The organism is Idiomarina sp. H2, assembly GCF_004364275.1.
GTDB lineage: Bacteria > Pseudomonadota > Gammaproteobacteria > Enterobacterales > Alteromonadaceae > Idiomarina > Idiomarina loihiensis.
This window is the reverse complement of record NZ_SNZY01000002.1, coordinates 47,785-70,270: the sequence shown is the minus strand read 5'-3', so window position 1 is coordinate 70,270 and position 22,486 is coordinate 47,785. Positions and strand designations below refer to the sequence as shown.

Here is a 22,486-nt window from a genome sequence, read left to right as displayed (position 1 = left end):
TCAATGGAGGAGTTGTGCTGGAAATTAGCGATAAAGTTAGGGAAAAACTAAAGAACAAGCATAACGTCTCAGAAAGCATGATCAGAGAGGCTTTTGCAAATAGACAAGGTGGCTTCTTGAAAGATCAAAGAGAGAAGCATGGCACCATTCCACCTACTCAACGGTTTGTATCCGAGACAGATAACGGGGTAAAGCTAAAAGTTTGCTTCATTCATTCTAACGGAGCTATCTATATAAAGACTGCTTATGAAGCTAACTCGTTAGAGCAAAGAATCTATGAAAAGTATGGAAGCTAGCAGTATCCCTGCATGAATTGGAGAGTCGTATGAAAAGAGAAGATATCAGAGAAGCGGTTGAGCAAGATGAAAAATGGGATAGTGGTGAATTAGGTCAAGAAGAAGCTTATGTAGAACGTGTGGGATTTGACCAGGCAATTGAAGATGCAATCAATCAGTCTGCGCGACTGCGGCCTATATCTATTCGTATGGAGGAAGAGCTCATCGACGATTTGAAGACCATCGCAGAGCATTATAACTTGGGATACCAACCGCTAATTAGGCAACTCCTGAAGCGATTTGTGGCATCGGAAAAGAAAGTCCTGAAGCAAAGAGCTCAGGTCATGGAAATCAAAGGCCCAGAAGATAAAGAAGCCGAAGAAGGGTAGCCTGATGCTATTGCATCAGGTGCGATCTGCCCGTTTATACCAAGAGGTAAGAATTATCATTGGTGGTTAGCTTGACACCCCACCTGACGTGAACGTCAGGCTACGAAGCCAGCAACCTCAGCGCTCGCTACTAAGCCACTGTTTGAACAATTCAACGAAACGCTCCAACTGTTCACGGCTGACATCCAAATGGCATACCAACCGCAGCTTTTGGCCGCCGGGCAGTTTAATGTCGTGTTCTGCCATCAGTTCCCGTAGGCTATCTGCTGGTATAGCATCGGACAAATCGACAAAGGTCATGTTGGTACCGGAATAGCCGACTTTGGCTTCGGTACCTGCCAGCAACTCAGAAAGTTGTTCAAACAACCATTTCGCGTTGTCGTGGTCCTGCTGTATACGCTCAAACTGATGCGTTAACGCGTAATCAATGGCTACGGCAACAAACCCGGCCTGACGCATACCGCCGCCGACCATTTTGCGCCAACGTCGAGCGCGGGCAATTAATTCTTTTGAGCCTGCCAGCAGTGAACCAATAGGCGCACCAAGACCTTTTGAACAACATAGAGACACGCTGTCGAAAGGCGCGGCAAGTTCCGCCATGCTGCGGCCGCTGGCAATAGCGGCGTTGGGCAGGCGCGCGCCGTCTAAATGCATGGACAAACCATTCTGGTCGGCCAGAATACGGGCTTTATCAAAATAGGCCTGGTCTATTAACTGCCCGCCGTGGGTATTCTCAAAGGCCAGCAAGCGGGTGATAGGAAAGTGCGGATCGTTGGGTTTTATACGCTTTTCAATAGTTTCAAGCGACAAGGTGCCATCGGCTTCTACTTCTACCGTCTGTGGCACTATACTGCCTAAAACTGCAGCGCCGCCGGCTTCGTACCGGTAAGTGTGATATTCCTGGCCCACAATGTATTCTTCGCCATTACGGCAGTGGCTCATTAACCCCAGTAAGTTACTTTGGGTACCCGAGCTGCACAGCAAAGCATCTTCTTTACCCAGCAATTCAGCCACCCGCTTTTCCAGCGCGTTAATTGACGGGTCTTCACCATAAACATCATCACCGACGGTCGCTTCGGCAATGGTGGTGCGCATAGCAGCGCTGGGAAGGGTTACGGTATCACTGCGTAAATCCAGCATAACAGCCTCATTTTGGGGTTAGTTATAACAACTATCATCCGGTTCTAAGCGCAAGGTTGTTTAGCGAGCTCAGTCAAGGGATAATGGCCTAATATTGAACCAGACACTCGACAACAAAGCGAGCCAATATGAAAGTTTTTAATAATGTAATGGAAATGGTCGGCAACACGCCAATGGTGCGCGTTACCAATATGGACACCGGCCCGTGCGAGCTGTATTTAAAACTCGAGCTGCAGAACCCGGGCGGCTCTATTAAAGACCGTATTGCGGTGGAAATGGTTGAACAGGCTGAAAAGCAAGGCAAATTAAAGCCGGGCGATACCATTATTGAAGCGACGGCCGGTAATACCGGACTGGGTCTGGCGTTAGTGGCGGCGAGTAAAGGCTATCCGCTGAAAATTGTTATGCCGGACAAAATGAGCCAGGAAAAAGTAAACAACCTGCGTGCTATGGGTGCCGAAGTGGTACAGACGCGTTCCGATGTGCAAAAAGGCCACCCTGAATATTATCAGGACATGGCGGCGCGCATGGCGGAAGAAAACGGTTACTACTATGTAAACCAATTTGAAAACCCGGCAAACGTCGATGCTCACTACAAAACCACTGGTCCGGAAATTTGGGAACAAATGGAAGGTAAACTGGATGCGTTCGTTTGTGGTGTTGGCTCTGGCGGAACCTTAACCGGTGTTGGCCGTTATTTACGCGAACAAAAAAGCGATATCGACTTAGTGTTGGCTGATCCGGCAGGTTCTATTTTAGAACCACTGGTTAACCGTAACGAAGAAGTGGAAGCTGGCAGCTGGTTGGCCGAAGGCATTGGTGAAGATTTTATCCCGACCATTTGTGATATTAAATTAGCCAATACTGCATTTGCTATTTCTGATAAAGAAGGCATGCAAACCGCGCGTAAAGTACTGGAAAAAGAAGGCGTTATGGTGGGTTCATCAAGCGGAACTTTAATTGCAGCGGCGCTGCGTTATTGCCAACAACAAACCGAGCCAAAACGCGTTGTGACGCTAGCTTGTGATACGGGTAACCGTTACTTGTCCAAGCTGTTCAACGACGACTGGATGCGTGAGCAAAACCTGCTGTAATACTTGTTGTAAATTAAGGAACCGAATCATGGCAAATGAAAAGACAATGAAATTCGCGACGCGCGCCATTCACGGCGGGCAGTCTCCGGAGCCTGTTACCGGTGCGGTAATGCCTCCTATTTTTACCAGCTCTACCTATGCTCAGGAAAGCCCGGGCCAACACAAAGGTTTTGAGTATTCACGCTCACACAACCCCACGCGTTTTGCCTGGGAACGTTCGGTTGCATCGCTGGAAGGTGGCAAGCAAGGGCTGGCTTTTGCGTCTGGTATGGCAGCAACCTCGACCATTCTGGAACTGCTGGACAGCGGCGACCACATCGTTGCTATGGACGATTTATACGGCGGTAGCTTCCGCTTATTCGATAAAGTGCGCGGACGCTCTGCTGGCCTGAAATTCTCTTATGTCGACTTAGCTGACTTAAGCGCAGTGGAAGCCAGCATTCAGGACAACACCCGCATGATTTGGGTCGAGACGCCAAGCAACCCGATGCTGAAACTGGTCGACATTGAAGCCATCGTTAAACTGGCGAAGAAAAAGAACCCGGACATTATTGTGGTGGTGGACAACACCTTCGCTACGCCGTTTAACCAGCGTCCGCTGGAGATGGGCGCAGACATGGTTATGCATTCGGCAACCAAATACCTCAATGGTCACTCTGATATGGTCGGCGGTATTGCTGTTGTGGGCGACAATGACGACCTGGTTGAGCGTATGCTGTTCTTACAGAACTCAGCAGGTGCTATTGCCGGTCCGTTTGACTCATACCTGGCACTGCGCGGCGTGAAGACGTTGGCATTGCGTATGCGTCATCACAATGAAGCGGCAATGGAATTAGCTAAGTGGCTTGAGCAACACCCGAAAGTGGAAAAAGTCATTTACCCGGGACTTGAAAGCCATCCTCAGCACGAGTTGGCTAAAAAGCAGATGCAGGGCTTTGGCGGCATGATTTCTATTTTACTGAAAGGTGATTTAGAAGCGGCGCGCAAATTCCTGGAGTCGGTAGAAGTGTTTGCTCTGGCGGAAAGCCTGGGCGGCGTTGAATCGCTGATTGAGCACCCGGCTATTATGACTCACGCATCGGTTCCAAAAGAGAATCGTGAGAAGTTAGGCATTCTGGATAACTTCGTGCGAGTGTCTGTTGGTATTGAAGATCTGGATGATCTTAAAGCCGACTTAGACAACGCGCTTAATGCATTTTAATCGCTATTAACGATTAAAAATTCAATATTTAATATGTAAAACCGGCCTTTTGGTCGGTTTTTTACTTTTAATTTCATAGACTTATACAAAGTTTTACAGTTTAGTCATAATTGAGTAGTCTTTATCTATCAGTAATTACTTGCGAGTAAAAGCTGATTTAGAACAAAAAACAGAAACGCAAAGACGTTTTTTAAATAACGAAAAGGAAAGACTTATGCTATTGAGCCTCATGGTACTCCAAGGACTCGTAGCCGCTCTATTGTTTTATACTTTAGTGGGCCAGCATCAGAAAAAACCACTATGGAATTTGTTAGCGGTATTAACCGCCGGTTTCATTCCACCGGTAAACTGGGCGCTTCTTGTGTTCGCTATTGGTGTCAGAATGTGGCGTCGTTCGCCGCAAACCAGTACACCACAAAACATAACGGCAAAGCTCAGCCATTAAGTGGCTAAAGAGCAAGGCAATTTAGCAGTATGTCAGACACAACTAATGTACGACCCTTTCATTTAGCCATTCCTGTCAGCTCACTCGATAATGCCCGTGCGTTTTATGGCGATGTGCTTGGGCTGTCACAGGGACGCAGCAGTGACGAATGGATAGACTGGAACTTCTTTGGTCACCAGTTTGTGACTCATGTAGCACCCAATGTTGCCGGTTTAAAAAATCACAGCGGCGTTGATGGTCATTCGGTTCCTGTTCCACATTTTGGCGTTGTCTTATTACGTGACGACTGGGAAGCGTTGGCAGAACGTGTGAAAGCTGCGGATATTGAGTTTGTCATAGAACCCTACATTCGCTTTAAAGGTAAGCCAGGCGAGCAGGGCACCATGTTTTTCTACGATTACTGCGGTAATGCGCTAGAATTCAAGACCTTCAACGACGACAGTCAAATCTTCGCAACCTAAGTTTTGATATAGGCTCGACTACTGGCGCAGCTTTATATCTTCCGGCTGCGCTGCAACATTACCACCGCTCAGCACCAACCCCACTCGTTTACCTTCAAATAGCGACTTATTTTGTATAACTGCAGCTAAAGCGATAGCAGACGACGGTTCCACAATAATTTTCAGATGATGCCAAATCAGCTTCATGGCGCTTAGGGTGTCTTCATCCTTCAAGACTAAGATACCGCTGATACGTTGCTGAATAATGGCAAACGGCAATTCACCGATTTGAGTCAGTAAACCATCGCACAGGCTTTTTGCGGGTAACGCCGGTTGCCGCTCTCCGGCTTTTAATGACAAGAAAGCATCATTTGCTAATTCCGGCTCCGCACCGAACACTTGTATTTCGGTACCGTCGCAGGCAAGACAGGCACCTGAAAGCAAGCCCCCACCACCCAGTGGCGTGATTACAGCATCCAGTGCGTCAGTTTGCTCCAGTAACTCAAGTGTTGCTGTGCCCTGACCGGCAATAATGTCGGCATGATCATAAGGCGGTATAAAGTGACTTTTACCTTCCTTTTGCCACTTGGCCACAATGGCTTCACGCGCTGCCATACCGGGTTCTATGTCGGTAGTTTCCGCACCTCCGGCTTCAATATTTTGCCGTTTTATTGCGGGAGCATTAGTGGGTACACCCACTTTTACTTTTACACCCAAAGCTTTACCTGCATGGGCTAATGCCGCACCATGATTGCCGGAAGACACGGTGATAACCCCTTGCTGGCGCTGTTCCGGGCTAAGTTTAAGTAGCGCGTTAGTGGCACCACGGAATTTAAAGGCCCCGGTACGTTGCAAATTCTCGCATTTGAAAAATAATTCGCAGCCCAATTGCTGATTTAACGCAGGGTTTGTCAGTACAGGGGTCTTGACGGTATAGCTATTAATTCTTTGCTGCGCTTGTACGACATCGGCATGGCAGGGGAGCGATAACTTCGGCATAATACGAGCCCTTAACGAATAAAACGACACAGTGATAAGCATACACTGTCTGGAGCCGGAACGTGAGTCAACTCGATACCTTTCAGCGCATACGCGAACTGCCGCGTGAACAGCAAATTGTTATGGCGTTATATTTGTGCGAACGCATGGTTCCTAATTACGACTTCTTCCATCAGTTAACCGGCTTTGGCGACAGTAAACCTTTGCACGGCACGCTAAATGCCTGCTGGGACTGGGTCGCGAACCCGAAGAAAACGAAGGTTAACTTTGCCCGCTGGCAGGAAAAAGTCGACGAGCAAACGCCCAGTGAATACGGGCACGATATGCTGGGTGTCTACCCGGCAATGGATGCCTGCACGGCGTTGAGTACGTTGTTGCAGGGGCTGCTGGACGATAACGGATCTAACTTTCTGGATGTGGCAAAAATATCACAAGCCAGTGTGGCGAAATTTATTGAATTAAATGACGCCGAAGAAGTGGGTACCGAGCAGTTAAAAGAACACGTTCAGAACCATGAATTAATGGAATATGAAGTTGCGATTCAGCAGGCTATGATCAACTTTCTTGAACAACAGCCTGCGGTAAACAGAGCTTTGGTAAGCCAGTTAAAAATGATGCTTAACGACGAGGGGGTGTCGAACCTTGGTCTGGCTTTGGACGCTGAAGAATAGACAGCCAGGCGAAAATGCCAAAGGCCAGAATTTGCCAGCTGTCGCCTTTGCGCCAGGGAAAGGCTTCTTTCATAGTGGCAACAAAAATACCAAGCAGCAGCAAGTGAGTAATAACCATAATGGCTAATAATAAGCTCAGCAAACCAATGGACTGAGTGCTGAGCTCGCCGTTAGCTCCTGCAAGCAGAGCAAAAAGACCCAGCCAGATAACGGCAAAAACCACTTTGCCCGCAATAATAATAACTTTCATGCTATGTCCTTCGTCAGTAAGCGAAAGCAAACTTGTCCGTGAGTTTTCTCTTTGAACACACGCCAGTTTGCCGGTAATTTCAAAGGCCACTCTTTTTCTGTTTCCAGATACACCTGATTGTCGGCTGCCAGCCAGTTGCTTTCATCCAGTAGTTTTAATGTTTTATCAGCCAGACCTTCGCGAAACGGCGGGTCAATAAAAACCATGTCGTAGGCTTCAGCGGATTCAGTTTGCAGCCAGTCGAGTGCGTTATGAGTAATAACATCAATGTTTTCGCTGCTTAACAAGGTGACATTATTCTGTAACTGCAGGCTTACCGTTTTTACGGCCTCTATCAGGGTCACTTGAGCCGCTCCACGCGACGCAGCCTCGAAACCTAAGCTGCCACTGCCGGCAAATAAGTCCAGCACCCGGGCGTCAGTAATGTCCCACTGCAGCCAGTTAAACAGAGTTTCGCGTACGCGGTCCGTGGTGGGACGTAAACCCGGGCTGTCGGCAACGGGAAGGCGACGACCGCGCCATTTTCCGCCAATAATCCGATAGTCGCCGCTGGCGCTTGTCTGGCGTTTTTGTCTCACTCTGTGGCTTCCTTTATTCAGACCGTCGTCAGTTTGTTAACAGCATGGTAAACTAAAGCCTATAGTTTAACGATTCCTGCGTGTCAGTTCCAAGGAAACCAATATGTCGATGTTTTCGCTGTTTAAGAAAAAGCGTAATAAGAAAGCACCCGAGGCCGAAGAGAAAAAAGAAGATGCAGTAGTAGAAGAACAGGAGCAGCAAGAGCCTGAGTCCGGAGCAGAATCAGAGCCCGAAACGAAACCGGAAACTAAACCAGAGTCTGAACCAACGGCGGAACCAAAGCCTGAGCCAGAACCAGAACCTGAACGAACTGAAACGCGTGAAGAGTTGCCCAGTGCCGCGGAAGATTGCGCGCAAGTTACCGCTGAATCACATGCGGCAAAAACTGCTCCGGAAGCGAAAGAAGCAGCTCAGCCTGAAGTGGTTACCGAGCCTGAGCCCACAGTTGAACCAGAGCCAGAATCAGAAACTAAATCCGAAGCTAAGCCAGAAACAACTGAAGCCGCACCAAAAGAGAAGGGTGAGAAGAAAGGTTTCTGGGCTCGCCTGACTCAAGGTTTACGCAGAACTTCCGGTTCTATCGGTTCCGGTCTTATTGGCGTATTCCGCGGTAAGAAAATTGATGACGATCTGTTTGAAGAGCTTGAAACTCAGTTATTAATGGCGGATTTAGGCGTCGCGACCACCACCAAAATTATCGACAACCTGACAAAACAGGCCGACCGTAAGCAGTTAAAAGACGCGGAAGCTTTGTATGAGTTGTTACAAGAGCAATTAGCTGAGATTTTAAAGCCAGTCGATAAACGCCTGGAAATACCGGAATCTGAGTCGCCTTATGTGATTCTAATGACCGGCGTAAACGGTGTGGGTAAAACCACCACAATTGGTAAGCTGGCTAAGCAATTTAAAGCTGAAGGTAAGTCGGTAATGCTGGCTGCAGGAGATACTTTCCGTGCGGCGGCGGTAGAACAGCTGCAGGTTTGGGGCGAGCGTAACGACATTCCGGTTATTGCTCAGCATACTGGAGCCGACAGTGCCTCAGTTCTTTATGACGCGCTGCAGGCCGCTAAAGCACGCGACGTTGATGTGCTTATTGCGGACACTGCCGGACGCCTGCAAAATAAAGCCAACCTGATGGAAGAGCTGAAAAAGCTGGTTCGGGTAATGAAAAAGCTGGATCCGGAAGCACCGCACGAAGTGATGCTGACGCTTGACGCTGGTACCGGACAGAATGCTATTAGTCAGGCAAAACTCTTTACCGAGGCTGTGGGCGTTTCGGGTATTGTGATGACCAAGCTTGACGGCACCGCAAAAGGCGGGGTGATTTTCGCGGTCGCAGACCAGTTCGCTATTCCTATTCGCTATATTGGTGTGGGCGAAAGCTTAGAAGATTTACGGCCTTTTGTGGCAAAAGACTTTATCGCGGCGCTATTTGACCGTAACGTAGATGAATCAGAACAGACAACAGCGAGTTAATCATGATCCGCTTTGAGCAAGTCAGTAAAACCTATCGTGGAGGCCATCAGGCGCTAAGCCATGTCGACTTCCACGTAGAGCCCGGTGAAATGGCCTTTTTAACGGGCCATTCCGGTGCGGGTAAAAGTACCTTGCTTAAACTCATCAGTTTAATGGAAAGACCAACCGCAGGCCGGGTGCTGATTAACGGGCACGATTTGCGAAAGATTAAGCCCTCGCAAGTGCCTTATGTGCGTCGTGATATTGGCATGATTTTTCAGGATCACCGCCTGCTCATGGATAAAACGGTATTTGATAACGTTGCGTTGCCGCTGATTATCGAAGGCTACAGTGTTCAGGAGGCGCGCAAGCGTGTCGTGGCTGCGCTGGAGAAAGTGGGTATAGCCGACAAAGTAAAACACTATCCGAAAATGTTATCCGGTGGTGAGCAGCAACGAGTGGGTATTGCCCGCGCTATTGTGACTAAGCCACCTTTGCTACTGGCCGATGAGCCCACCGGTAACCTCGATCCTAAGTTGTCGATGGAAATTATCCGGTTGTTTGAAGAATTTAATAAAGTCGGTGTTGCTGTCCTCATTGCCACCCACGATTTAGGCCTCATTGCACGCTTACGCTACCGCACGCTAACTTTAAAAGACGGACGTATGATTAACGATGGTCTGGAGGACAGTGAACTATGAGTTTATTGTTCCGCAACCGCAGCATTGAAAAAGGTGCCAGTAATCGCGGCCGATTGCCCTGGTGGCGCAGACTCGTTATGGTTCCTGTGCATCATGCCCAGCAGGCCATTGCGAGTTTAGGCGAGTTGTGGCGTAATCCTTTTGCTTCTCTTATGACAATGGCGGTACTGGGGCTGAGTCTGACGCTGCCGTCGTCACTTTACGTGTTAGTCAAAAATACTACCAGTATTGCTGATAATTGGCAGGAAGCCTCTGAAGTTACCTTGTTTTTAAGGAAGGATCTGCAGCAATCTGAAGTCGATACATTAAAAACGCAAACGGAACTCTCCGAAGGTGTTGAGTCAGTGCGCCTTATTCCAAAAGAGCAGGGGTTGGAAGAGTTTAAGAAAGAGTCGGGCTTTGGTGAAACACTGGATTACCTGTCATCAAACCCGCTGCCGGACGTGTTGGTGGTTATTCCGGCTGACTCGCATCGCTCACCGCAGCGAGCCGAGGAATTGCTCAACCGGCTGGAAAAACAGCGCGAAGTCGCTTACGCGAAAATGGACCTGGAATGGCTTAACCGACTACAGGGAATTCTCAATTTAATTGAAGATATTCTTGGAGCGCTGGCTGTGGTGCTGTGTTTGTCGGTGGTGCTTATTGTAGGGAATACGATTCGGTTAAATATACTGTCCAAGCGTGATGAAATTATGGTGATGAAACTGGTCGGCGCGACTAACGCGTTTATTCAGCGTCCTTTTTTATACACCGGAGTCTGGTACGGAATTATTGGCGGACTGGTTGCCTGGTTAGCTACCGCGTTACTGATCTGGTGGGTCGAGAGCGCCGTAGTAGATTTAACTGAACTTTACGAAACGCCTTTCCAATTAAATGGTCTGACGTTAGGCGAGCTGTTGATTATATGGTTGGTCGCTGTAGGATTAGGTTTAGCAGGTTCTTACTTAGCTGTAAGACGTCATATACAAAGCATAGAACCTGAATAAAATGGGGTTGCGAAAGCCATAGGCTTAGTTATACTGAATTACCTGATCTGCAATGATCATAATGGAACTTTTAGACTCAAAAAGGGTCTTAAAAGCTGACTGAAAAAGCAGTAATTAAGTCGGTATTTTAAGTAGAGGTTGTTAAATGAGCACTGAATTAAACACTATGGCATTATCGGTTCCCCAAGGGGCAGGACTCGACGGCTATATTCAGTCAGTCAACCGTATTCCTATGCTCACCGCCGAAAAAGAAAAGGCGTTGGCAACAAGATTATACGAGAACAGTGACCTTGATGCAGCGAAAGAACTCATCATGTCGCATCTCCGTTTTGTGGTACACGTAGCTCGTAGTTATTCGGGTTATGGTCTGCCGCAAGCCGATTTAATTCAGGAAGGCAATATTGGCCTAATGAAGGCCGTGAAACGCTTTGACCCATCAGTTGGTGTGCGTCTGGTGTCTTTTGCTGTTCACTGGATAAAAGCAGAAATTCATGAATACGTGCTGCGTAACTGGCGCGTTGTTAAAGTGGCAACCACTAAAGCACAGCGTAAGTTGTTCTTTAACCTGCGTAAAATGAAAAAGCGTTTAGGTTGGTTTAGCCAGAAAGAAGTTGAAACGGTAGCTAATGAGCTGGGTGTCAGTACTAAAGAAGTGCTGGAAATGGAAACTCGCATGAGCGCTCACGATCAGGCGTTTGAACTGAGTTCAGACGACGATGACTCGAAAGAGGGCAGTGCCTATTCTCCGGCTATGTATCTGGAAGACAAGCGTTCCGACTTAGCCGCAGAAATTGAAGCGGAAGACTACGAAAGCCATACACAGCAGAAACTGCTGGGTGCAATGAGTCACTTAGATGAGCGTAGTCAGGATATCGTCCAGTCTCGCTGGTTATCGGAAGACAAAACGACGCTGCATGACCTGGCAGAAAAATACGAAGTCTCGGCAGAGCGTGTTCGCCAACTTGAACAAAACGCGATGAAGAAACTTCGTCTCGCAATGAGCTAAATGAAGTGCCGCATTGGTTGCGGCGCTTGCTGCATAGCCCCCTCAATTAGTTCTCCCATCCCCGGTATGCCTAACGGCAAACCGGCGGGTGTGCGTTGTGTTCAACTCGATGACGATAATTTGTGTCGTTTATTTGGGAAGCCAGAACGGCCGAAAGTGTGTGGTGAGTTTTCTGCCGATGACTATGTCTGCGGCGAAACTCGCGAGCAGGCGCTTATTTTGCTGACGTCACTGGAAGAAGATACTCATTGCGGTTAACTACTGTGGTTAACTCAGATACGAATACCAATTCAATACCCTGCTCTTTTAATAATGGTAGTTGCTTTTGCAAAAAGCTAAGTGTTTCTGGGTAAGGATGTCCAATAGCTATGGCCTGTCCCTGATGTTTGGCTATACTCAGCAGTTGTTCAAATTGCTGCCGTAAATAGGGTTCATCAACTTGGTTATCAAGAAACACATGCCTATGTGATGTTCGTACACCAAATTCTCCCGCCATTTTTTCTGCAACGCTGAACTCAGATGTCCGGCTATCAATAAAAAAGAGTTTGCGCGCCGCCAGTGTTTCCATCACTGCCTGCATTGGCATGTGCAGCTGAGTTAACTTGCTGCCCATATGATTATTCACGCCAGTAACGTAAGGTATTGAGTCCAGCGCATCAACCAGTTGCAGTTTGATCTGCGCATTGTTCATATCCGCCGTAACCACGCCGGGACCCGGTCGGTTATTTTCAACGGCTTCCATTGGCATATGCAGTAGTATTTGTTTTTTCTGATGATGGGCACGTAAAGCAAAAGCGCGGGCATAAGGGGTATAGGGCAGCACTGCGAAACTGATATTACCGGGTAACAGAGCTGCTTTTAAATCGTTTTTATTATTGCCTATATCGTCGATAACAATGGCGATTTTAGAGGAGTAGACTGGAACCGACAGACACAGCAATAACCCCAAAGCTAGCACAAACCTTAACATTAGCGTATCCAGTTACTTGGATTTTGTGGACGCCCCTGATGGCGAATTTCAAAGTAAAGTGCCGCACTATTACGTGAACCAGACTGACCCATCAGTGCAATTTCTTCGTCCTTACGGACTTTATCGCCAATCGCTTTTGTTAATGTCTGGTTGTGGCCATATAAGCTCATATAACTCTCACCGTGGTCAATAACGATGACTAAACCAAAGCCTCGCAGCCAGTCTGCATATACCACGCGGCCGTTAGCAATAGAGCGAACCGGTTGGCCGTTTTGTCCTTCAATGAGCACACCTTTCCATTCAAGCGGACCTTCGCGGCGTTGTCCAAACAAGCGTTTCACGTCTCCGTCACTTGGCCAGCGAAGTTGATTCTTGACTGCCTGCAGGCCAACCAGACGAACGTCTTTTTGCTGAGCCAGCGCGGTTTCAATGGCACTTAATACCTGCTCTAATTGCTCCCGGCTTTGCTCCAGCTGAGTCACCCGGGACCGGTCTTTACGTTGCTGCTGTTGCAGCTCTGCTAACTTCTCTTCCTGCCGGTGTTGCTGCTGCTCCAGTTGCGCGCGTTGTTCTTGTTGTTCGGCCTGTAAGCTCGCTAACTGGTTTTGTTGCTGCTTAAGTTGTTCTGTCAGCGTGGCAATTTCTTCCTGAGTGCGCCGAATAACTTCAATCTCTTCAACTCTGGCGGCATTCATGTATTGGTAATAGCTCAACATTCTTTCAAACTGGCCAGGGTCTTGCTGGTTTAACAGCATTTTCAGAAAGTCGTGTTTACCGTTCATATAAGCGGAAACCAGCTGATCTTCCAGTTGTGTCATCTGCTGCTTTTGTTTTTGCTTAAGCTCTTCGCGGCGTTGTTCTGAGTCAGCTATTTCTGCAGTAATTTCTTGAAGTTCAGTGTCGGTCTGGCGCAAAGAGCCGGCTATTTCTGAGGTTTTTATTTCCAGATCACGCAGTTGTCGTTCAGTTGAGTTTAGTGCACTGCTTCGCTCTTCTATAGCCTGCAAACGCTTAGCCAGTTCCTCTTTAACCGCTGCAATTTCGGCTTGAGTCGAGGCTTTATCATCCTCGCTATAGTCCTGCGCTAAACCGGGGCTGATAACAACCAGCCCCAGCGCCACTGCCCAAAACAGCCTAATTGGCATAAGTTAATCCTGTTCTAACGTCATTAGCGACGTACCGGTCATTTCGTCCGGCTGCTCCATGCCAATTAAATGCAGTATGGTTGGTGCAACGTCTGACAGGCGTCCATTTCGGGCTTTAGCCGGTCGACCCACATAAATAAAAGGCACAAGTTCGTTCGTATGAGCGGTATGTGCCTGCCCGGTAGTGGCGTCACTCATTTGCTCTGCGTTGCCATGGTCTGCCGTTATCAGACATTCACCACCAACAGCTTCTAATGCCGAAACCACTCGTCCGACACTATGATCAACGGCTTCACAAGCTTTAACGGCGGCATCAAAATTACCAGTATGTCCAACCATGTCACCGTTCGGGTAGTTGCAAATCACAACATCAAAGGCCTGAGACTCAATGGCTGCAACCAACTCGTCGGTAAGCTGTTCTGAACTCATCTCAGGCTGTAAATCGTAGGTTTTAACTTTAGGTGAAGGAATAAGAACACGTTTCTCGCCTTCAAATTCCTGCTCGCGTCCGCCGCTAAAAAAGAAAGTAACGTGTGCGTATTTTTCTGTCTCGGAAATGCGCAGCTGAGTTTTATCATGCTTAGCAAGCCATTCACCCAGTACATTATTCAAAGGCTCGGGTGGGAAGGCGCTGGGCGCTTTTAAGGTATCGGCATATTGGGTCAGCATAACGAATTCGCTAATGTCAGCGCGCGAGCCACGGTCAAAACCGTCGAAGTCTTTGTCGACAAAGGCTTGAGTCATTTCACGGGCACGGTCAGCACGGAAGTTCATAAAAAATACGGAATCACCGTCGGCAACTGGTGCTGGTTGCCCAATAATAACTGGCGTGACAAATTCATCGGTTTCGCCGCGCTCGTAAGCGTTTTCTACTGCGTCTGTTGCGTTGGCAGATGTTACCCCTGAAAGACCGTGATAAACCGCTTTGTAAGACTGTTCAATGCGCTCCCAGCGCTTGTCTCTGTCCATGGCGAAGAAGCGGCCACTTAAGGTGGCGAAACGACCCTTGCCTAAACGTGCGAATAAGGCTTCAAAACGTTCAATGGAAGGCAGTGCCGATTTCGGTGGTGTATCACGACCATCTAAGAAAGCATGCAGGTAAACGTCTTCTGCGCCTTGCTCAACCGCCATTTCTATCATTGCGACCAGGTGGTCTTCGTGGCTGTGAACACCACCGGCGGAGAGTAACCCCATAATATGGACTGCACCCTTAGCAGCTTTGGCTTTTTTCAGGGCGTCGCAAAGTATCGTGTTACTGAAAAAACTGCGGTCAGAAATGGCTTTGCTAATGCGGGTAAAGTCCTGATAAACAATGCGGCCAGCGCCTAAATTAACGTGACCCACTTCGGAATTACCCATTTGGCCGTCAGGTAAACCAACTGCGCCACCGGAGCCATCGACCAGACAATGCGGGTATTTTTCCCATAGACGATCCATAACCGGAGTATTTGCTTTGGCTATTGCGTTGTCGGGTGCATCTTCACGGTAACCCCAGCCGTCCAGAATCAACAATACCAAAGGTTTTATCGTAGGAGTCATAATGGGCCTCATTGCTCGGTGTTTTCACAGATGAAATTAGCCAACATTCTACTCGATTTCCAGAGCTTACGCATCCACCCAAGATTTTTCTGGAAACTGCGATTTGTACAGGTATACTCTTGACCCGCAACTCTTTTCTGTTACCGACGAATACTGGTAGGTCTTATGCAAGAAATTATGGAATTTGTCAAAAGCAACCCGATGATGAGTGGTATCTGGGTCGTGCTGCTAGTCGCACTGATTGTGACCTCGATTCGCTCGGCTATGTCACCGACAAAAAACTTAGAACCGCAAGAGGCCACGGTATGGGTAAACCGCGGTGATGGCGTTTTTGTTGATATTCGTAGTCCGGATGAATTTAAGAAAGGACACATTCATGGATCGGTGTCATTACCGATGGAAAAAATTAAACAAAAAGAACTTTCCTCTATTGAAAAGTTCAAAGAAGCCCCCATTGTGATAGTCTGTGCAACAGGAATGACGGCAAAATCGGCAGTTAGCCAGCTAACGGCTGAAGGCTTTACTCAAGTTGCTGTGCTGCAAGGTGGTATGAACACATGGCGCAGCGCCAAATTGCCGGTTTCGCAGAAAAAATAATAAAATTCGTCTAATACTTAAAAAAGAATAGGAAGTAAAATCATGGCTGAAGAACAGCAAGCAAACGGCGCAGCAGCTGAAAACCAACAGCAGCAAGTACAATTCGCTATTCAGCGTATCTACGCTAAAGACATCTCTTTCGAAACTCCAAGCTCTCCGGCTATTTTCCGTAAAGAATGGAAGCCTGACCTTAAATTAGACCTGAACGTTAAACACGAAAAAATTGAAGACGGTGTTTACGAAGTAGTACTGACTCTGACGGCAACTAACAAAGTTGAAGACGACGTTGCTTTCCTTTGTGAAGTACATCAGGCGGGTATTTTCACTATTGGTGAAGAAGTTCAGGACGGCCAGCTGGCACACATGCTGGGTTCTTTCTGCCCGAACATTTTGTTCCCTTACGCTCGTGAGTGCGTTTCAAACCTTGTTAACCGTGCGACTTTCCCACAGTTGAACCTGGCTCCTGTTAACTTTGATGCGATTTTCCAGCGTCATATGCAGCAGCAAGCTGAACAGGCTCAGGGTCAGCAAACTGCAGACGCGTAAGCAGATACAATAATGCAGACACCTCAGGTGACAGTATTAGGGGCGGGCTCTTACGGGACCGCCCTTGCTATTTGTTTTGCCCGCAAAGGTATTCCTACTACCTTGTGGGGGCGGGATGCCGATAAAGTTGCCGTTATGCAAACGGCTCATGAAAACGAAGAGTACCTGCCGGCGTGCCCGTTTCCCGAATCATTAAAGGTTACTGCCGACTTAGGCGAAGCCCTTAAAGACGTGAAAAACGTGGTGGTCGTGGTTCCCAGTCATTCGTTTTCGTCTATGCTGAAGCAGGCAAAACCTTTGTTAGCGGAACATGCCCGCGTTGCCTGGGCAACTAAAGGATTAGAGCCGGACAGTGGGCGTCTTTTGTACGAAGTCGCAGAAGAAACTCTGGGCGACGAGCATCCGCTAGCTGTGTTATCCGGTCCTACTTTCGCTATTGAAATGGCTAAAGGCTTACCTACTGCCATTTCTATGTCGTCAACCGATCAGGCCTTTGTCGAAGAGCTTTCCGGGCTTCTGCATTGTGACCGTTCTTTCCGGGTTTACACCAATAACGACTTTATTGGTGTGCAGCTAGGTGGCGTGGTTAAAAATGTCATAGCTATTGGTGCTGGTATGGCCGACGGTATTGGCTTTGGTGCTAACGCCCGCACGGCGCTTATTACCCGCGGTTTGGCTGAACTTACCCGGTTAGGTCTGAAGTTAGGCGCAAAAAGCGAAACCTTTACTGGTATGGCAGGTTTGGGCGATTTAATTCTTACCTGTACCGACAATCAGTCGCGTAATCGCCGTTTTGGCATGGCTTTAGGTCAGGGTAAAGGAGTTGATGAAGCGCTGAAGAGTATCGGGCAGTCGGTTGAAGGCTACCGTAATACCCGTGAAGTGGTTGCTTTAGCAGCGCGCAACGAAGTGGAAATGCCCATCTGTGAGCAGATATATGCGGTCCTTTACGAAGGCAAAGAACCGCAACAGGCCGCTATCGATTTATTAAGCCGTGAGCGTAAAACGGAGTGATCTGTTTACAGTGACCTGTTTTACGCCTTTATTTACGCACTGATTAGCTGTTGCTCCATTACCTGCCACTGAGCCGAGAAATGTTCGGTCGGTAAACGCTTAAAGTTAGACCGTACAAACTGACTGATTTTGCCATCGGCATAGCTCAGTAATAAGTTCGCTAATACCGCTTCGTCCACAATAAAGCGCTGCTGTTCGCGCATCGCTTTCTCGCGCAGTATTTGCTTAATTGAACTCTCTATACGGTTGAACAAATCTTCCATACGACCACGCAAACGGTCATGTTCACCCATTAATGCATCACCTGTCATAACACGGGTAATACCGGGGTTGCGCTCGGCAAACGTCAGCAATAGCTGCAATATTGCGTGACAGCGGGAGAGGGTGTTTTTCTCCTCGTCCATAATCATGTTAATACGGGTTAGCAGGGTGTCTTCAACAAACTCGATAAGCCCTTCAAACATCCGCGCTTTCGACGGAAAGTGACGATATAAAGCCGCCTCTGAAACGCCTAAATTAGCCGCCAGTTTTGCTGTAGTAATGCGCTGACCCGGACTGGTTTCCAGCATTGCCGCTAAAGCCTGTAAAATTTCTTCACGACGGTTACGTTTTTGTTCTGCCATGACAGTAACTTTCCTTATTTGAGAGGCCAGAATGATTAGTTGCTGTAACTACGAACGACCAGAATGACCAAAACCACCTTCACCACGATCCGTCTCGTGGAACTCTTCAACAATCGACATTTGCGCCTGCACAACCGGTAAAATGACTAGCTGCGCAATACGGTCTCCAGGCTCAATGGTGTAAGCCTGATTACTGCGGTTCCAGCAGGACACTTTAAGCTCGCCCTGGTAGTCCGAGTCGATAAGGCCGACCAGGTTACCCAGCACCAGGCCGTGCTTATGGCCCAGCCCTGAACGCGGTAAAATAGTGGCCGCATAATTCGGGTCGCCAATGTACATGGCAATACCGGTGCCTATTAACTGAGTTTGTCCTGGCTCAATGGTTAATGGCTGGTCCAGGCAGGCACGCAGATCCATTCCGGCAGAGCCCTGTGTGGCGTATTCAGGAAGCGGGATAGACTGGCCAATGCGGTCATCTAAAATTTTTACTTCGACTTGCGTCATGGAGTTCTCACTTTCTTATTAATTGGCAGTGGTATTAAAATAACGTTTGGCTATCGCGTCGATAATTGCAATAGCCATATCATGCTTGCTCATTGTTGGAAGTGACTGCTCACTGTCCTTACTCAAAATAATGGCGTTATTGCTGTCGCTGTTAAAACCCAGCCCAACCTGACTAACGTCGTTAGCGACAATCATCTGTAGCTGCTTTCGCTCCAGCTTGCGCAGCGCGTTGGCTTTTAGGTTTTCAGTTTCGGCCGCAAACCCAACGGTAAAAGGTGGTTTTTCAGAGCTGGCGACCTGCTGCAGAATGTCCGGGTTTTGCACCAGCTTTAGTTGTGGCGGCTGGTTGTTCTGTTCTTTTTTTATTTTCTGCGAGGCAACCTCAGCAACCCGATAGTCTGACACAGCGGCACAACCAATAAACACATCGCAGTTTGGCAGTTGCTGCTGTACCGCGTTTAGCATTTGTTCTGTGGTTTCTACGTCAACGCGTTGAACGCCGGCGGGCGTGGGCAGTTGCGTTGGCCCGGATACTAAAATGACTTCAGCCCCTGCATGTGCAGCAGCTTCAGCCAGGGCATACCCCATTTTTCCGGAACTGTGATTACTGATGTAGCGCACTGGGTCGATGGCTTCACGGGTCGGGCCTGCGGTAATCACAAAGGTTTTACCCTGCCAGTCTTGCTTGGCTTCAGGGGCTTTTTTTATTAACGCCTGCACAATCTCTGTAGGGTCACTCATGCGGCCGTAACCGACATCGCCACAGGCCTGTTCGCCACTTTCCGGGCCTATCATTTGCACACCACGGCTGAGTAGCGTTTCAATGTTTTCCTGCACCGCAGTAGCCGCCCACATTTGCTGATTCATTGCCGGAGCAATGGCGAGCGGCGCTTTACTGGCTAAAACCAGGGTACTCAACAGGTCATCGGCAAAGCCGTGAGCAATACGGGCAATGGTGTTAGCCGTGGCCGGAGCAATAAGAATAAGATCCGCCCAGCGAGCCAGTTCAATATGGCCCATAGCGGCTTCTGCTGTGGGATCCAGCAGGTCGTCGCTGACCGTAAAGCCGGACACCGCTTGTAAGCTAAGTGGGGTTACGAAGGCTTTGGCACCGGCAGTCAGCACCACACGAACTTCTGCGCCCTGCTCACGCAAACGGCGCACCAGGTCAGGTGCCTTATAGGCGGCAATGCCACCGGTAATACCTAAAAGTATGTGTTTGTTCTGCAGCTGTGCCATGCGAACCCCTTAGTGTTAAGTCGTGTAAAGATAACATGAGACCCCGTGACTGGGTAGATGGTCGTTATACTTCTCTCTTAAGAATTAAGGTAAGAATTAAGGAGAAAAGAATGAGCGTCAAGGAATGGCCCGTTTCGGAACGACCGAGAGAAAAACTGCAGACCCAGGGGGCAGAATACCTGAGTGACGCAGAATTATTAGCTATTTTACTTGGTAGCGGCAGTGGCGGGCAGGACGTTGTCAGTTTTGCGCGTCGTTTACTAAGTGACTTCGGCGGTGTAGGCGCTTTGTTAACAGCCACTCCTGAGCAGCTATTGGCTTGCAACGGCATAGGCCCGGCCCGTGTGAATCAGTTGCGGGTTGTGCTGGAATTGTCACGACGCTACCTGAAATGGCAGCTGGAGCGTTCAGACGGCTTTACCGAACCTACCATGGTCAAAGACTATTTAACCTCACAGTTGCGTCATCAGGGCCGCGAAGTCTTTGCTATTTTACTGCTGGACAGCCAGCACCGGCTGTTACGTTACGAAGAGCTGTTTCAGGGCACCATTAATGCCGCGCCAGTGTATCCACGTGAGGTAATAAAGCTGGTTATGCAGTATAATGCGGCGGCGGTTATTCTGGCACATAATCATCCATCGGGCGTTGCAGAACCCAGCCAGGCTGACCAGCGAGTCACCGAACGAGTTAAAAAAGCCCTGACTTTAATTGATGTAGCGTTGTTGGATCATTTCGTCGTGGGCGCCGGCGATCCAATTTCTTTTGCAGAGCGCGGATTGTTGTAGTTTTGTACTGGCGGTTTGGTTAAAAATCACGTAAAATCCGCACCGAACGATCGATGACGATCAAATTTCCGTCGTATAAGCTTGATTAGAAGGGCAGTTTGCTGTATAAAATGCGCCCTCGGATTTATAGGCAAGGTCACGTTGGGCGACAGGCGAGCTTGCAGCAATTTTGGAGTAAAGACATGTCACAAGTATGCCAAGTTACAGGTAAGCGTCCGGTAGTCGGTAACAACCGCTCGCACGCACGCAATGCGACTAGACGTCGCTTCCTGCCGAACCTTCAATCGCACCGCTTTTGGGTAGAAAGCGAGAAGCGTTGGGTTAAGTTACGCATTTCTACTAAAGGTATGCGTATCATTGATAAAAACGGTATCGATACGGTATTAGCGGATCTCCGCGGCCGTGGTGTTAAGGTTTAAGGAACTAAATTATGCGCGATAAGATTCGTTTAGTGTCATCTGCTGGTACAGGTTACTTCTATACCACAGACAAAAACAAACGCACCATGCCAGAAAAAATGGAGATCAAAAAATTCGATCCAGTGGTTCGTAAGCACGTGATCTTCAAAGAAGCTAAAATCAAGTAATTGGTTTAAGGCTTACAAAAAACCCAGCTTCGGCTGGGTTTTTTATTGGGTGGCGTTTGAGTTTATCGTGGCGGGTCAATAATGCCCGAGATGCTGGCATTAATTCGGAACCAGCCGGTAATGCTGAAGCGGTCACGTTCCGAGCGCTGTACTTCATGCACAAAGCGGTCGCTTAAAAATACCACTAAACGCCCTTGTTTAGGCAGTACGGTTTCCAGCACCTGTCCCTTGTCGCCATAAATAACCAATTGCCCACCGTCGGTTTCCTGCCATTCGGGGTTCAGATAAAATACCGTTGTGAGCACTCGGTTGCTTCTGCCTTTAAACGCATCCAGATGTTTTTTATAAAACGCGCCTTTAGGGTAATGCGCCAGGTGGCATTCGTAATCGAACAGGCCAAGAAAGAGCTCGCGGTTAAATTCGTGGCGTAACTCATCCATAATGCTTAGGTAGTCTTTATGACGCGGCTCTTCGGACGTTAGCCAGTAAATGCGGTCGTTACGAACCATGGTATTAATGGTCTGGTTTTGCTGGCGGCCTATACCTGCCAGGTTCCAGTATTGCGCGGGTAATTGCAGAGCATATTGATACAGAGCCTGCGAACGCCGCGGCTGCAGAAAATCATCGATAATGCAGTAGCCGTGGTCGGCAACTTTGTCGATAATATCAGATAGCACCATAATGCAATAAAGCTCCGTACTTTGTTGTCGCGCGAGAATATAGGGTATTCTGTCTCCAGTAACAAGGAGTACGGCAACAAGAGAATTATTCGAACCTTAGCACAAAGAGCGCAAGCCGATGAAAGTGAATGAGAAGCGAAAAATATTTGGACTGACCATGACCCGAAGGGCATGGAACAACGTTTTGGTTTACGTGATATTAATTATCATGGTGGTGTTCTGGTATGTCGCTCCGCCGGTTAAAGAGGAAGCTGATGACGGTATTGCGCAAGAGGCTGAATCGGGCGAAGTCATAGGCTTAATACCGAATGATGGAAACTTGAGAACAATACAAATTGACCAACTGAAGTTAGCGCTAAATGACGGGCAATGGCAGTGTCAGGCTCCATGTCGTTTATCGGAAAAAGCGGCCGCCAGCGTCGCTGAAAATTGGTTGGCATTAACCATGACGCCAACCGAACAGCCAGCTGAAAATTTAATAACGGAAATTTATTTTGGTTTTGTCGGGGGCGAAGAAGCACGTGTTGAGCTTTATTCAGAGCCCGAGTTGATGATCCGTTTGCCAAATCAGCAACAGAATTATCGTGTTATAGAATTTACTGCCAGTCAGTTACTGGGTCATTAAGG

General features: G+C 48.3%; 30 protein-coding genes. 19 read left to right on the top strand and 11 right to left on the bottom strand.

Annotation, left to right across the window (positions count from 1 at the left end; translation table 11 throughout):
• Positions 1–14: 14 nt before the first annotated feature.
• Together DET62_RS02565 and DET62_RS02560 are read left to right on the top strand one after the other, a co-directional pair.
• Positions 15–296: an ADP-ribosyl-(dinitrogen reductase) hydrolase gene (locus DET62_RS02565; protein WP_110013017.1), complete on the top strand. Its 282-nt coding sequence runs from the start codon at positions 15–17 to the stop codon at positions 294–296.
• Between the two features lie 29 nt (positions 297–325).
• Entirely contained in the window at positions 326–664 is a 339-nt protein-coding gene (locus DET62_RS02560; protein ID WP_110013018.1) for a hypothetical protein, read from the top strand.
• A gap of 117 nt (positions 665–781) precedes the next feature.
• On the opposite strand, the gene ltaE is transcribed toward DET62_RS02560, so the two are convergent.
• The gene (gene ltaE, locus DET62_RS02555) at positions 782–1,804 is read right to left on the bottom strand and encodes a low-specificity L-threonine aldolase (protein WP_110013019.1); all 1,023 of its coding nucleotides are present in this window, start codon (positions 1,802–1,804) and stop codon (positions 782–784) included.
• 128 nt (positions 1,805–1,932) lie between these two features.
• Here ltaE and DET62_RS02550 point away from each other — a divergent pair, with 128 nt between their 5' ends.
• The 4 genes from DET62_RS02550 (at position 1,933) to DET62_RS02535 (ending at position 5,005) form a co-directional block, all read left to right on the top strand.
• Positions 1,933–2,898 (top strand): cysteine synthase family protein, encoded by a 966-nt coding sequence (locus DET62_RS02550; RefSeq protein WP_011233481.1) that lies wholly within the window; start codon positions 1,933–1,935, stop codon positions 2,896–2,898.
• A 28-nt stretch (positions 2,899–2,926) separates the two neighbouring features.
• Positions 2,927–4,099 carry a cystathionine gamma-synthase gene (locus tag DET62_RS02545; protein WP_011233482.1) on the top strand — a complete coding sequence of 391 codons (1,173 nt, stop codon included), beginning with the start codon at positions 2,927–2,929 and terminating at the stop codon, positions 4,097–4,099.
• A 214-nt stretch (positions 4,100–4,313) separates the two neighbouring features.
• Positions 4,314–4,544 carry a hypothetical protein gene (locus tag DET62_RS02540; RefSeq protein ID WP_050731324.1) on the top strand — a complete coding sequence of 77 codons (231 nt, stop codon included), beginning with the start codon at positions 4,314–4,316 and terminating at the stop codon, positions 4,542–4,544.
• A 29-nt stretch (positions 4,545–4,573) separates the two neighbouring features.
• The gene (locus DET62_RS02535; RefSeq protein WP_011233484.1) at positions 4,574–5,005 is read left to right on the top strand and encodes a VOC family protein; all 432 of its coding nucleotides are present in this window, start codon (positions 4,574–4,576) and stop codon (positions 5,003–5,005) included.
• A gap of 18 nt (positions 5,006–5,023) precedes the next feature.
• Here the strand turns inward: DET62_RS02535 and DET62_RS02530 are convergent, their stop codons facing one another.
• The gene (locus DET62_RS02530) at positions 5,024–5,983 is read right to left on the bottom strand and encodes a threonine/serine dehydratase (protein WP_110013020.1); all 960 of its coding nucleotides are present in this window, start codon (positions 5,981–5,983) and stop codon (positions 5,024–5,026) included.
• Between the two features lie 62 nt (positions 5,984–6,045).
• Between DET62_RS02530 and DET62_RS02525 the strand changes: the two genes are divergently transcribed.
• Positions 6,046–6,654 carry a YjaG family protein gene (locus DET62_RS02525; RefSeq protein ID WP_110013021.1) on the top strand — a complete coding sequence of 203 codons (609 nt, stop codon included), beginning with the start codon at positions 6,046–6,048 and terminating at the stop codon, positions 6,652–6,654.
• Here DET62_RS02525 and DET62_RS02520 read toward each other — a convergent pair.
• Positions 6,602–6,904 carry a membrane protein gene (locus DET62_RS02520; protein WP_011233487.1) on the bottom strand — a complete coding sequence of 101 codons (303 nt, stop codon included), beginning with the start codon at positions 6,902–6,904 and terminating at the stop codon, positions 6,602–6,604. The two genes, DET62_RS02525 and DET62_RS02520, sit on opposite strands and share 53 nt — an antisense overlap.
• Positions 6,901–7,482, bottom strand: coding sequence for a 16S rRNA (guanine(966)-N(2))-methyltransferase RsmD (gene rsmD, locus DET62_RS02515; RefSeq protein WP_011233488.1), 582 nt, complete (start codon positions 7,480–7,482; stop codon positions 6,901–6,903). The genes DET62_RS02520 and rsmD overlap by 4 nt, the downstream gene beginning before the upstream one ends.
• A 103-nt stretch (positions 7,483–7,585) precedes the next feature.
• Here rsmD and ftsY point away from each other — a divergent pair, with 103 nt between their 5' ends.
• The 5 genes from ftsY to DET62_RS02490 all read left to right on the top strand — a co-directional run bounded on the left by ftsY (position 7,586) and on the right by DET62_RS02490 (position 11,889).
• The gene (gene ftsY, locus DET62_RS02510) at positions 7,586–8,959 is read left to right on the top strand and encodes a signal recognition particle-docking protein FtsY (protein WP_110013022.1); all 1,374 of its coding nucleotides are present in this window, start codon (positions 7,586–7,588) and stop codon (positions 8,957–8,959) included.
• A 2-nt stretch (positions 8,960–8,961) separates the two neighbouring features.
• Positions 8,962–9,639: a cell division ATP-binding protein FtsE gene (gene ftsE, locus DET62_RS02505; RefSeq protein ID WP_011233490.1), complete on the top strand. Its 678-nt coding sequence runs from the start codon at positions 8,962–8,964 to the stop codon at positions 9,637–9,639.
• Complete coding sequence (gene ftsX, locus DET62_RS02500) at positions 9,636–10,625, top strand: permease-like cell division protein FtsX (RefSeq protein WP_110013023.1); 990 nt, start codon at positions 9,636–9,638, stop codon at positions 10,623–10,625. The genes ftsE and ftsX overlap by 4 nt, the downstream gene beginning before the upstream one ends.
• 145 nt (positions 10,626–10,770) lie before the next feature.
• Entirely contained in the window at positions 10,771–11,631 is an 861-nt protein-coding gene (gene rpoH / locus DET62_RS02495; RefSeq protein WP_110013024.1) for an RNA polymerase sigma factor RpoH, read from the top strand.
• Positions 11,632–11,889, top strand: a complete 258-nt coding sequence (locus DET62_RS02490) for a YkgJ family cysteine cluster protein (protein ID WP_082815434.1) — start codon at positions 11,632–11,634, stop codon at positions 11,887–11,889.
• On the opposite strand, the gene DET62_RS02485 is transcribed toward DET62_RS02490, so the two are convergent.
• Genes DET62_RS02485 through gpmI form a run of 3 tightly spaced genes read right to left on the bottom strand, consistent with a single transcriptional unit; the run spans position 11,846 to position 15,285 of the window.
• Positions 11,846–12,601 (bottom strand): divergent polysaccharide deacetylase family protein, encoded by a 756-nt coding sequence (locus DET62_RS02485; protein WP_110013025.1) that lies wholly within the window; start codon positions 12,599–12,601, stop codon positions 11,846–11,848. The genes DET62_RS02490 and DET62_RS02485 overlap by 44 nt on opposite strands.
• Entirely contained in the window at positions 12,601–13,746 is a 1,146-nt protein-coding gene (locus DET62_RS02480) for a peptidoglycan DD-metalloendopeptidase family protein (RefSeq protein WP_110013026.1), read from the bottom strand. Before DET62_RS02480 ends, DET62_RS02485 begins: the two co-directional genes overlap by 1 nt.
• 3 nt (positions 13,747–13,749) lie before the next feature.
• A complete protein-coding gene (gene gpmI, locus DET62_RS02475; protein ID WP_034818940.1) occupies positions 13,750–15,285 on the bottom strand; it encodes a 2,3-bisphosphoglycerate-independent phosphoglycerate mutase in 1,536 nt (511 codons plus the stop codon).
• A gap of 165 nt (positions 15,286–15,450) precedes the next feature.
• Here gpmI and DET62_RS02470 point away from each other — a divergent pair, with 165 nt between their 5' ends.
• Genes DET62_RS02470 through gpsA form a run of 3 tightly spaced genes read left to right on the top strand, consistent with a single transcriptional unit; the run spans position 15,451 to position 17,442 of the window.
• Positions 15,451–15,882 (top strand): rhodanese-like domain-containing protein, encoded by a 432-nt coding sequence (locus DET62_RS02470; protein WP_110013027.1) that lies wholly within the window; start codon positions 15,451–15,453, stop codon positions 15,880–15,882.
• A 42-nt stretch (positions 15,883–15,924) separates the two neighbouring features.
• Positions 15,925–16,428: a protein-export chaperone SecB gene (gene secB / locus DET62_RS02465; protein ID WP_011233498.1), complete on the top strand. Its 504-nt coding sequence runs from the start codon at positions 15,925–15,927 to the stop codon at positions 16,426–16,428.
• Between the two features lie 12 nt (positions 16,429–16,440).
• Complete coding sequence (gene gpsA / locus DET62_RS02460; RefSeq protein ID WP_034818938.1) at positions 16,441–17,442, top strand: NAD(P)H-dependent glycerol-3-phosphate dehydrogenase; 1,002 nt, start codon at positions 16,441–16,443, stop codon at positions 17,440–17,442.
• Between the two features lie 32 nt (positions 17,443–17,474).
• On the opposite strand, the gene slmA is transcribed toward gpsA, so the two are convergent.
• The 3 genes from slmA to coaBC are packed head-to-tail and all read right to left on the bottom strand — an operon-like array spanning position 17,475 to position 19,808.
• Positions 17,475–18,065 (bottom strand): nucleoid occlusion factor SlmA, encoded by a 591-nt coding sequence (gene slmA, locus DET62_RS02455; RefSeq protein WP_011233500.1) that lies wholly within the window; start codon positions 18,063–18,065, stop codon positions 17,475–17,477.
• Positions 18,066–18,113: 48 nt separating this feature from the next.
• Positions 18,114–18,569: a dUTP diphosphatase gene (gene dut, locus DET62_RS02450; RefSeq protein ID WP_011233501.1), complete on the bottom strand. Its 456-nt coding sequence runs from the start codon at positions 18,567–18,569 to the stop codon at positions 18,114–18,116.
• An 18-nt stretch (positions 18,570–18,587) separates the two neighbouring features.
• Positions 18,588–19,808 carry a bifunctional phosphopantothenoylcysteine decarboxylase/phosphopantothenate--cysteine ligase CoaBC gene (gene coaBC / locus DET62_RS02445; RefSeq protein ID WP_034818934.1) on the bottom strand — a complete coding sequence of 407 codons (1,221 nt, stop codon included), beginning with the start codon at positions 19,806–19,808 and terminating at the stop codon, positions 18,588–18,590.
• 110 nt (positions 19,809–19,918) lie between these two features.
• Here coaBC and radC point away from each other — a divergent pair, with 110 nt between their 5' ends.
• The 3 genes from radC (at position 19,919) to rpmG (ending at position 21,179) form a co-directional block, all read left to right on the top strand.
• Positions 19,919–20,593, top strand: a complete 675-nt coding sequence (gene radC, locus DET62_RS02440) for a DNA repair protein RadC (protein ID WP_011233503.1) — start codon at positions 19,919–19,921, stop codon at positions 20,591–20,593.
• Positions 20,594–20,775: 182 nt separating this feature from the next.
• A complete protein-coding gene (gene rpmB, locus DET62_RS02435) occupies positions 20,776–21,012 on the top strand; it encodes a 50S ribosomal protein L28 (protein ID WP_011233504.1) in 237 nt (78 codons plus the stop codon).
• Positions 21,013–21,023: 11 nt separating this feature from the next.
• Positions 21,024–21,179 (top strand): 50S ribosomal protein L33, encoded by a 156-nt coding sequence (gene rpmG / locus DET62_RS02430; RefSeq protein ID WP_006953863.1) that lies wholly within the window; start codon positions 21,024–21,026, stop codon positions 21,177–21,179.
• 62 nt (positions 21,180–21,241) lie between these two features.
• Here rpmG and DET62_RS02425 read toward each other — a convergent pair whose 3' ends face one another.
• Positions 21,242–21,859, bottom strand: coding sequence for a 2OG-Fe(II) oxygenase (locus tag DET62_RS02425; protein ID WP_110013028.1), 618 nt, complete (start codon positions 21,857–21,859; stop codon positions 21,242–21,244).
• 118 nt (positions 21,860–21,977) lie between these two features.
• On the opposite strand from DET62_RS02425, the gene DET62_RS02420 reads away from it, so the two are divergent.
• Positions 21,978–22,484, top strand: a complete 507-nt coding sequence (locus DET62_RS02420; RefSeq protein ID WP_110013029.1) for a hypothetical protein — start codon at positions 21,978–21,980, stop codon at positions 22,482–22,484.
• The last annotated feature ends 2 nt before the right edge of the window (positions 22,485–22,486 follow it).

Bases quoted from the DNA above. Each gene is read 5' to 3' on its own strand.
- DET62_RS02560 (WP_110013018.1), top strand. From the start codon at position 326: ATGAAAAGAGAAGATATCAGAGAAGCGGTTGAGCAAGATGAAAAATGG.
- ltaE (WP_110013019.1), bottom strand. From the start codon at position 1,804: ATGCTGGATTTACGCAGTGATACCGTAACCCTTCCCAGCGCTGCTATG.
- DET62_RS02550 (WP_011233481.1), top strand. From the start codon at position 1,933: ATGAAAGTTTTTAATAATGTAATGGAAATGGTCGGCAACACGCCAATG.
- DET62_RS02545 (WP_011233482.1), top strand. From the start codon at position 2,927: ATGGCAAATGAAAAGACAATGAAATTCGCGACGCGCGCCATTCACGGC.
- DET62_RS02540 (WP_050731324.1), top strand. From the start codon at position 4,314: ATGCTATTGAGCCTCATGGTACTCCAAGGACTCGTAGCCGCTCTATTG.
- DET62_RS02535 (WP_011233484.1), top strand. From the start codon at position 4,574: ATGTCAGACACAACTAATGTACGACCCTTTCATTTAGCCATTCCTGTC.
- DET62_RS02530 (WP_110013020.1), bottom strand. From the start codon at position 5,983: ATGCCGAAGTTATCGCTCCCCTGCCATGCCGATGTCGTACAAGCGCAG.
- DET62_RS02520 (WP_011233487.1), bottom strand. From the start codon at position 6,904: ATGAAAGTTATTATTATTGCGGGCAAAGTGGTTTTTGCCGTTATCTGG.
- ftsY (WP_110013022.1), top strand. From the start codon at position 7,586: ATGTCGATGTTTTCGCTGTTTAAGAAAAAGCGTAATAAGAAAGCACCC.
- ftsE (WP_011233490.1), top strand. From the start codon at position 8,962: ATGATCCGCTTTGAGCAAGTCAGTAAAACCTATCGTGGAGGCCATCAG.
- ftsX (WP_110013023.1), top strand. From the start codon at position 9,636: ATGAGTTTATTGTTCCGCAACCGCAGCATTGAAAAAGGTGCCAGTAAT.
- rpoH (WP_110013024.1), top strand. From the start codon at position 10,771: ATGAGCACTGAATTAAACACTATGGCATTATCGGTTCCCCAAGGGGCA.
- DET62_RS02490 (WP_082815434.1), top strand. From the start codon at position 11,632: ATGAAGTGCCGCATTGGTTGCGGCGCTTGCTGCATAGCCCCCTCAATT.
- DET62_RS02485 (WP_110013025.1), bottom strand. From the start codon at position 12,601: ATGTTAAGGTTTGTGCTAGCTTTGGGGTTATTGCTGTGTCTGTCGGTT.
- DET62_RS02480 (WP_110013026.1), bottom strand. From the start codon at position 13,746: ATGCCAATTAGGCTGTTTTGGGCAGTGGCGCTGGGGCTGGTTGTTATC.
- gpmI (WP_034818940.1), bottom strand. From the start codon at position 15,285: ATGACTCCTACGATAAAACCTTTGGTATTGTTGATTCTGGACGGCTGG.
- DET62_RS02470 (WP_110013027.1), top strand. From the start codon at position 15,451: ATGCAAGAAATTATGGAATTTGTCAAAAGCAACCCGATGATGAGTGGT.
- secB (WP_011233498.1), top strand. From the start codon at position 15,925: ATGGCTGAAGAACAGCAAGCAAACGGCGCAGCAGCTGAAAACCAACAG.
- gpsA (WP_034818938.1), top strand. From the start codon at position 16,441: ATGCAGACACCTCAGGTGACAGTATTAGGGGCGGGCTCTTACGGGACC.
- slmA (WP_011233500.1), bottom strand. From the start codon at position 18,065: ATGGCAGAACAAAAACGTAACCGTCGTGAAGAAATTTTACAGGCTTTA.
- dut (WP_011233501.1), bottom strand. From the start codon at position 18,569: ATGACGCAAGTCGAAGTAAAAATTTTAGATGACCGCATTGGCCAGTCT.
- coaBC (WP_034818934.1), bottom strand. From the start codon at position 19,808: ATGGCACAGCTGCAGAACAAACACATACTTTTAGGTATTACCGGTGGC.
- radC (WP_011233503.1), top strand. From the start codon at position 19,919: ATGAGCGTCAAGGAATGGCCCGTTTCGGAACGACCGAGAGAAAAACTG.
- rpmB (WP_011233504.1), top strand. From the start codon at position 20,776: ATGTCACAAGTATGCCAAGTTACAGGTAAGCGTCCGGTAGTCGGTAAC.
- rpmG (WP_006953863.1), top strand. From the start codon at position 21,024: ATGCGCGATAAGATTCGTTTAGTGTCATCTGCTGGTACAGGTTACTTC.
- DET62_RS02425 (WP_110013028.1), bottom strand. From the start codon at position 21,859: ATGGTGCTATCTGATATTATCGACAAAGTTGCCGACCACGGCTACTGC.
- DET62_RS02420 (WP_110013029.1), top strand. From the start codon at position 21,978: ATGAAAGTGAATGAGAAGCGAAAAATATTTGGACTGACCATGACCCGA.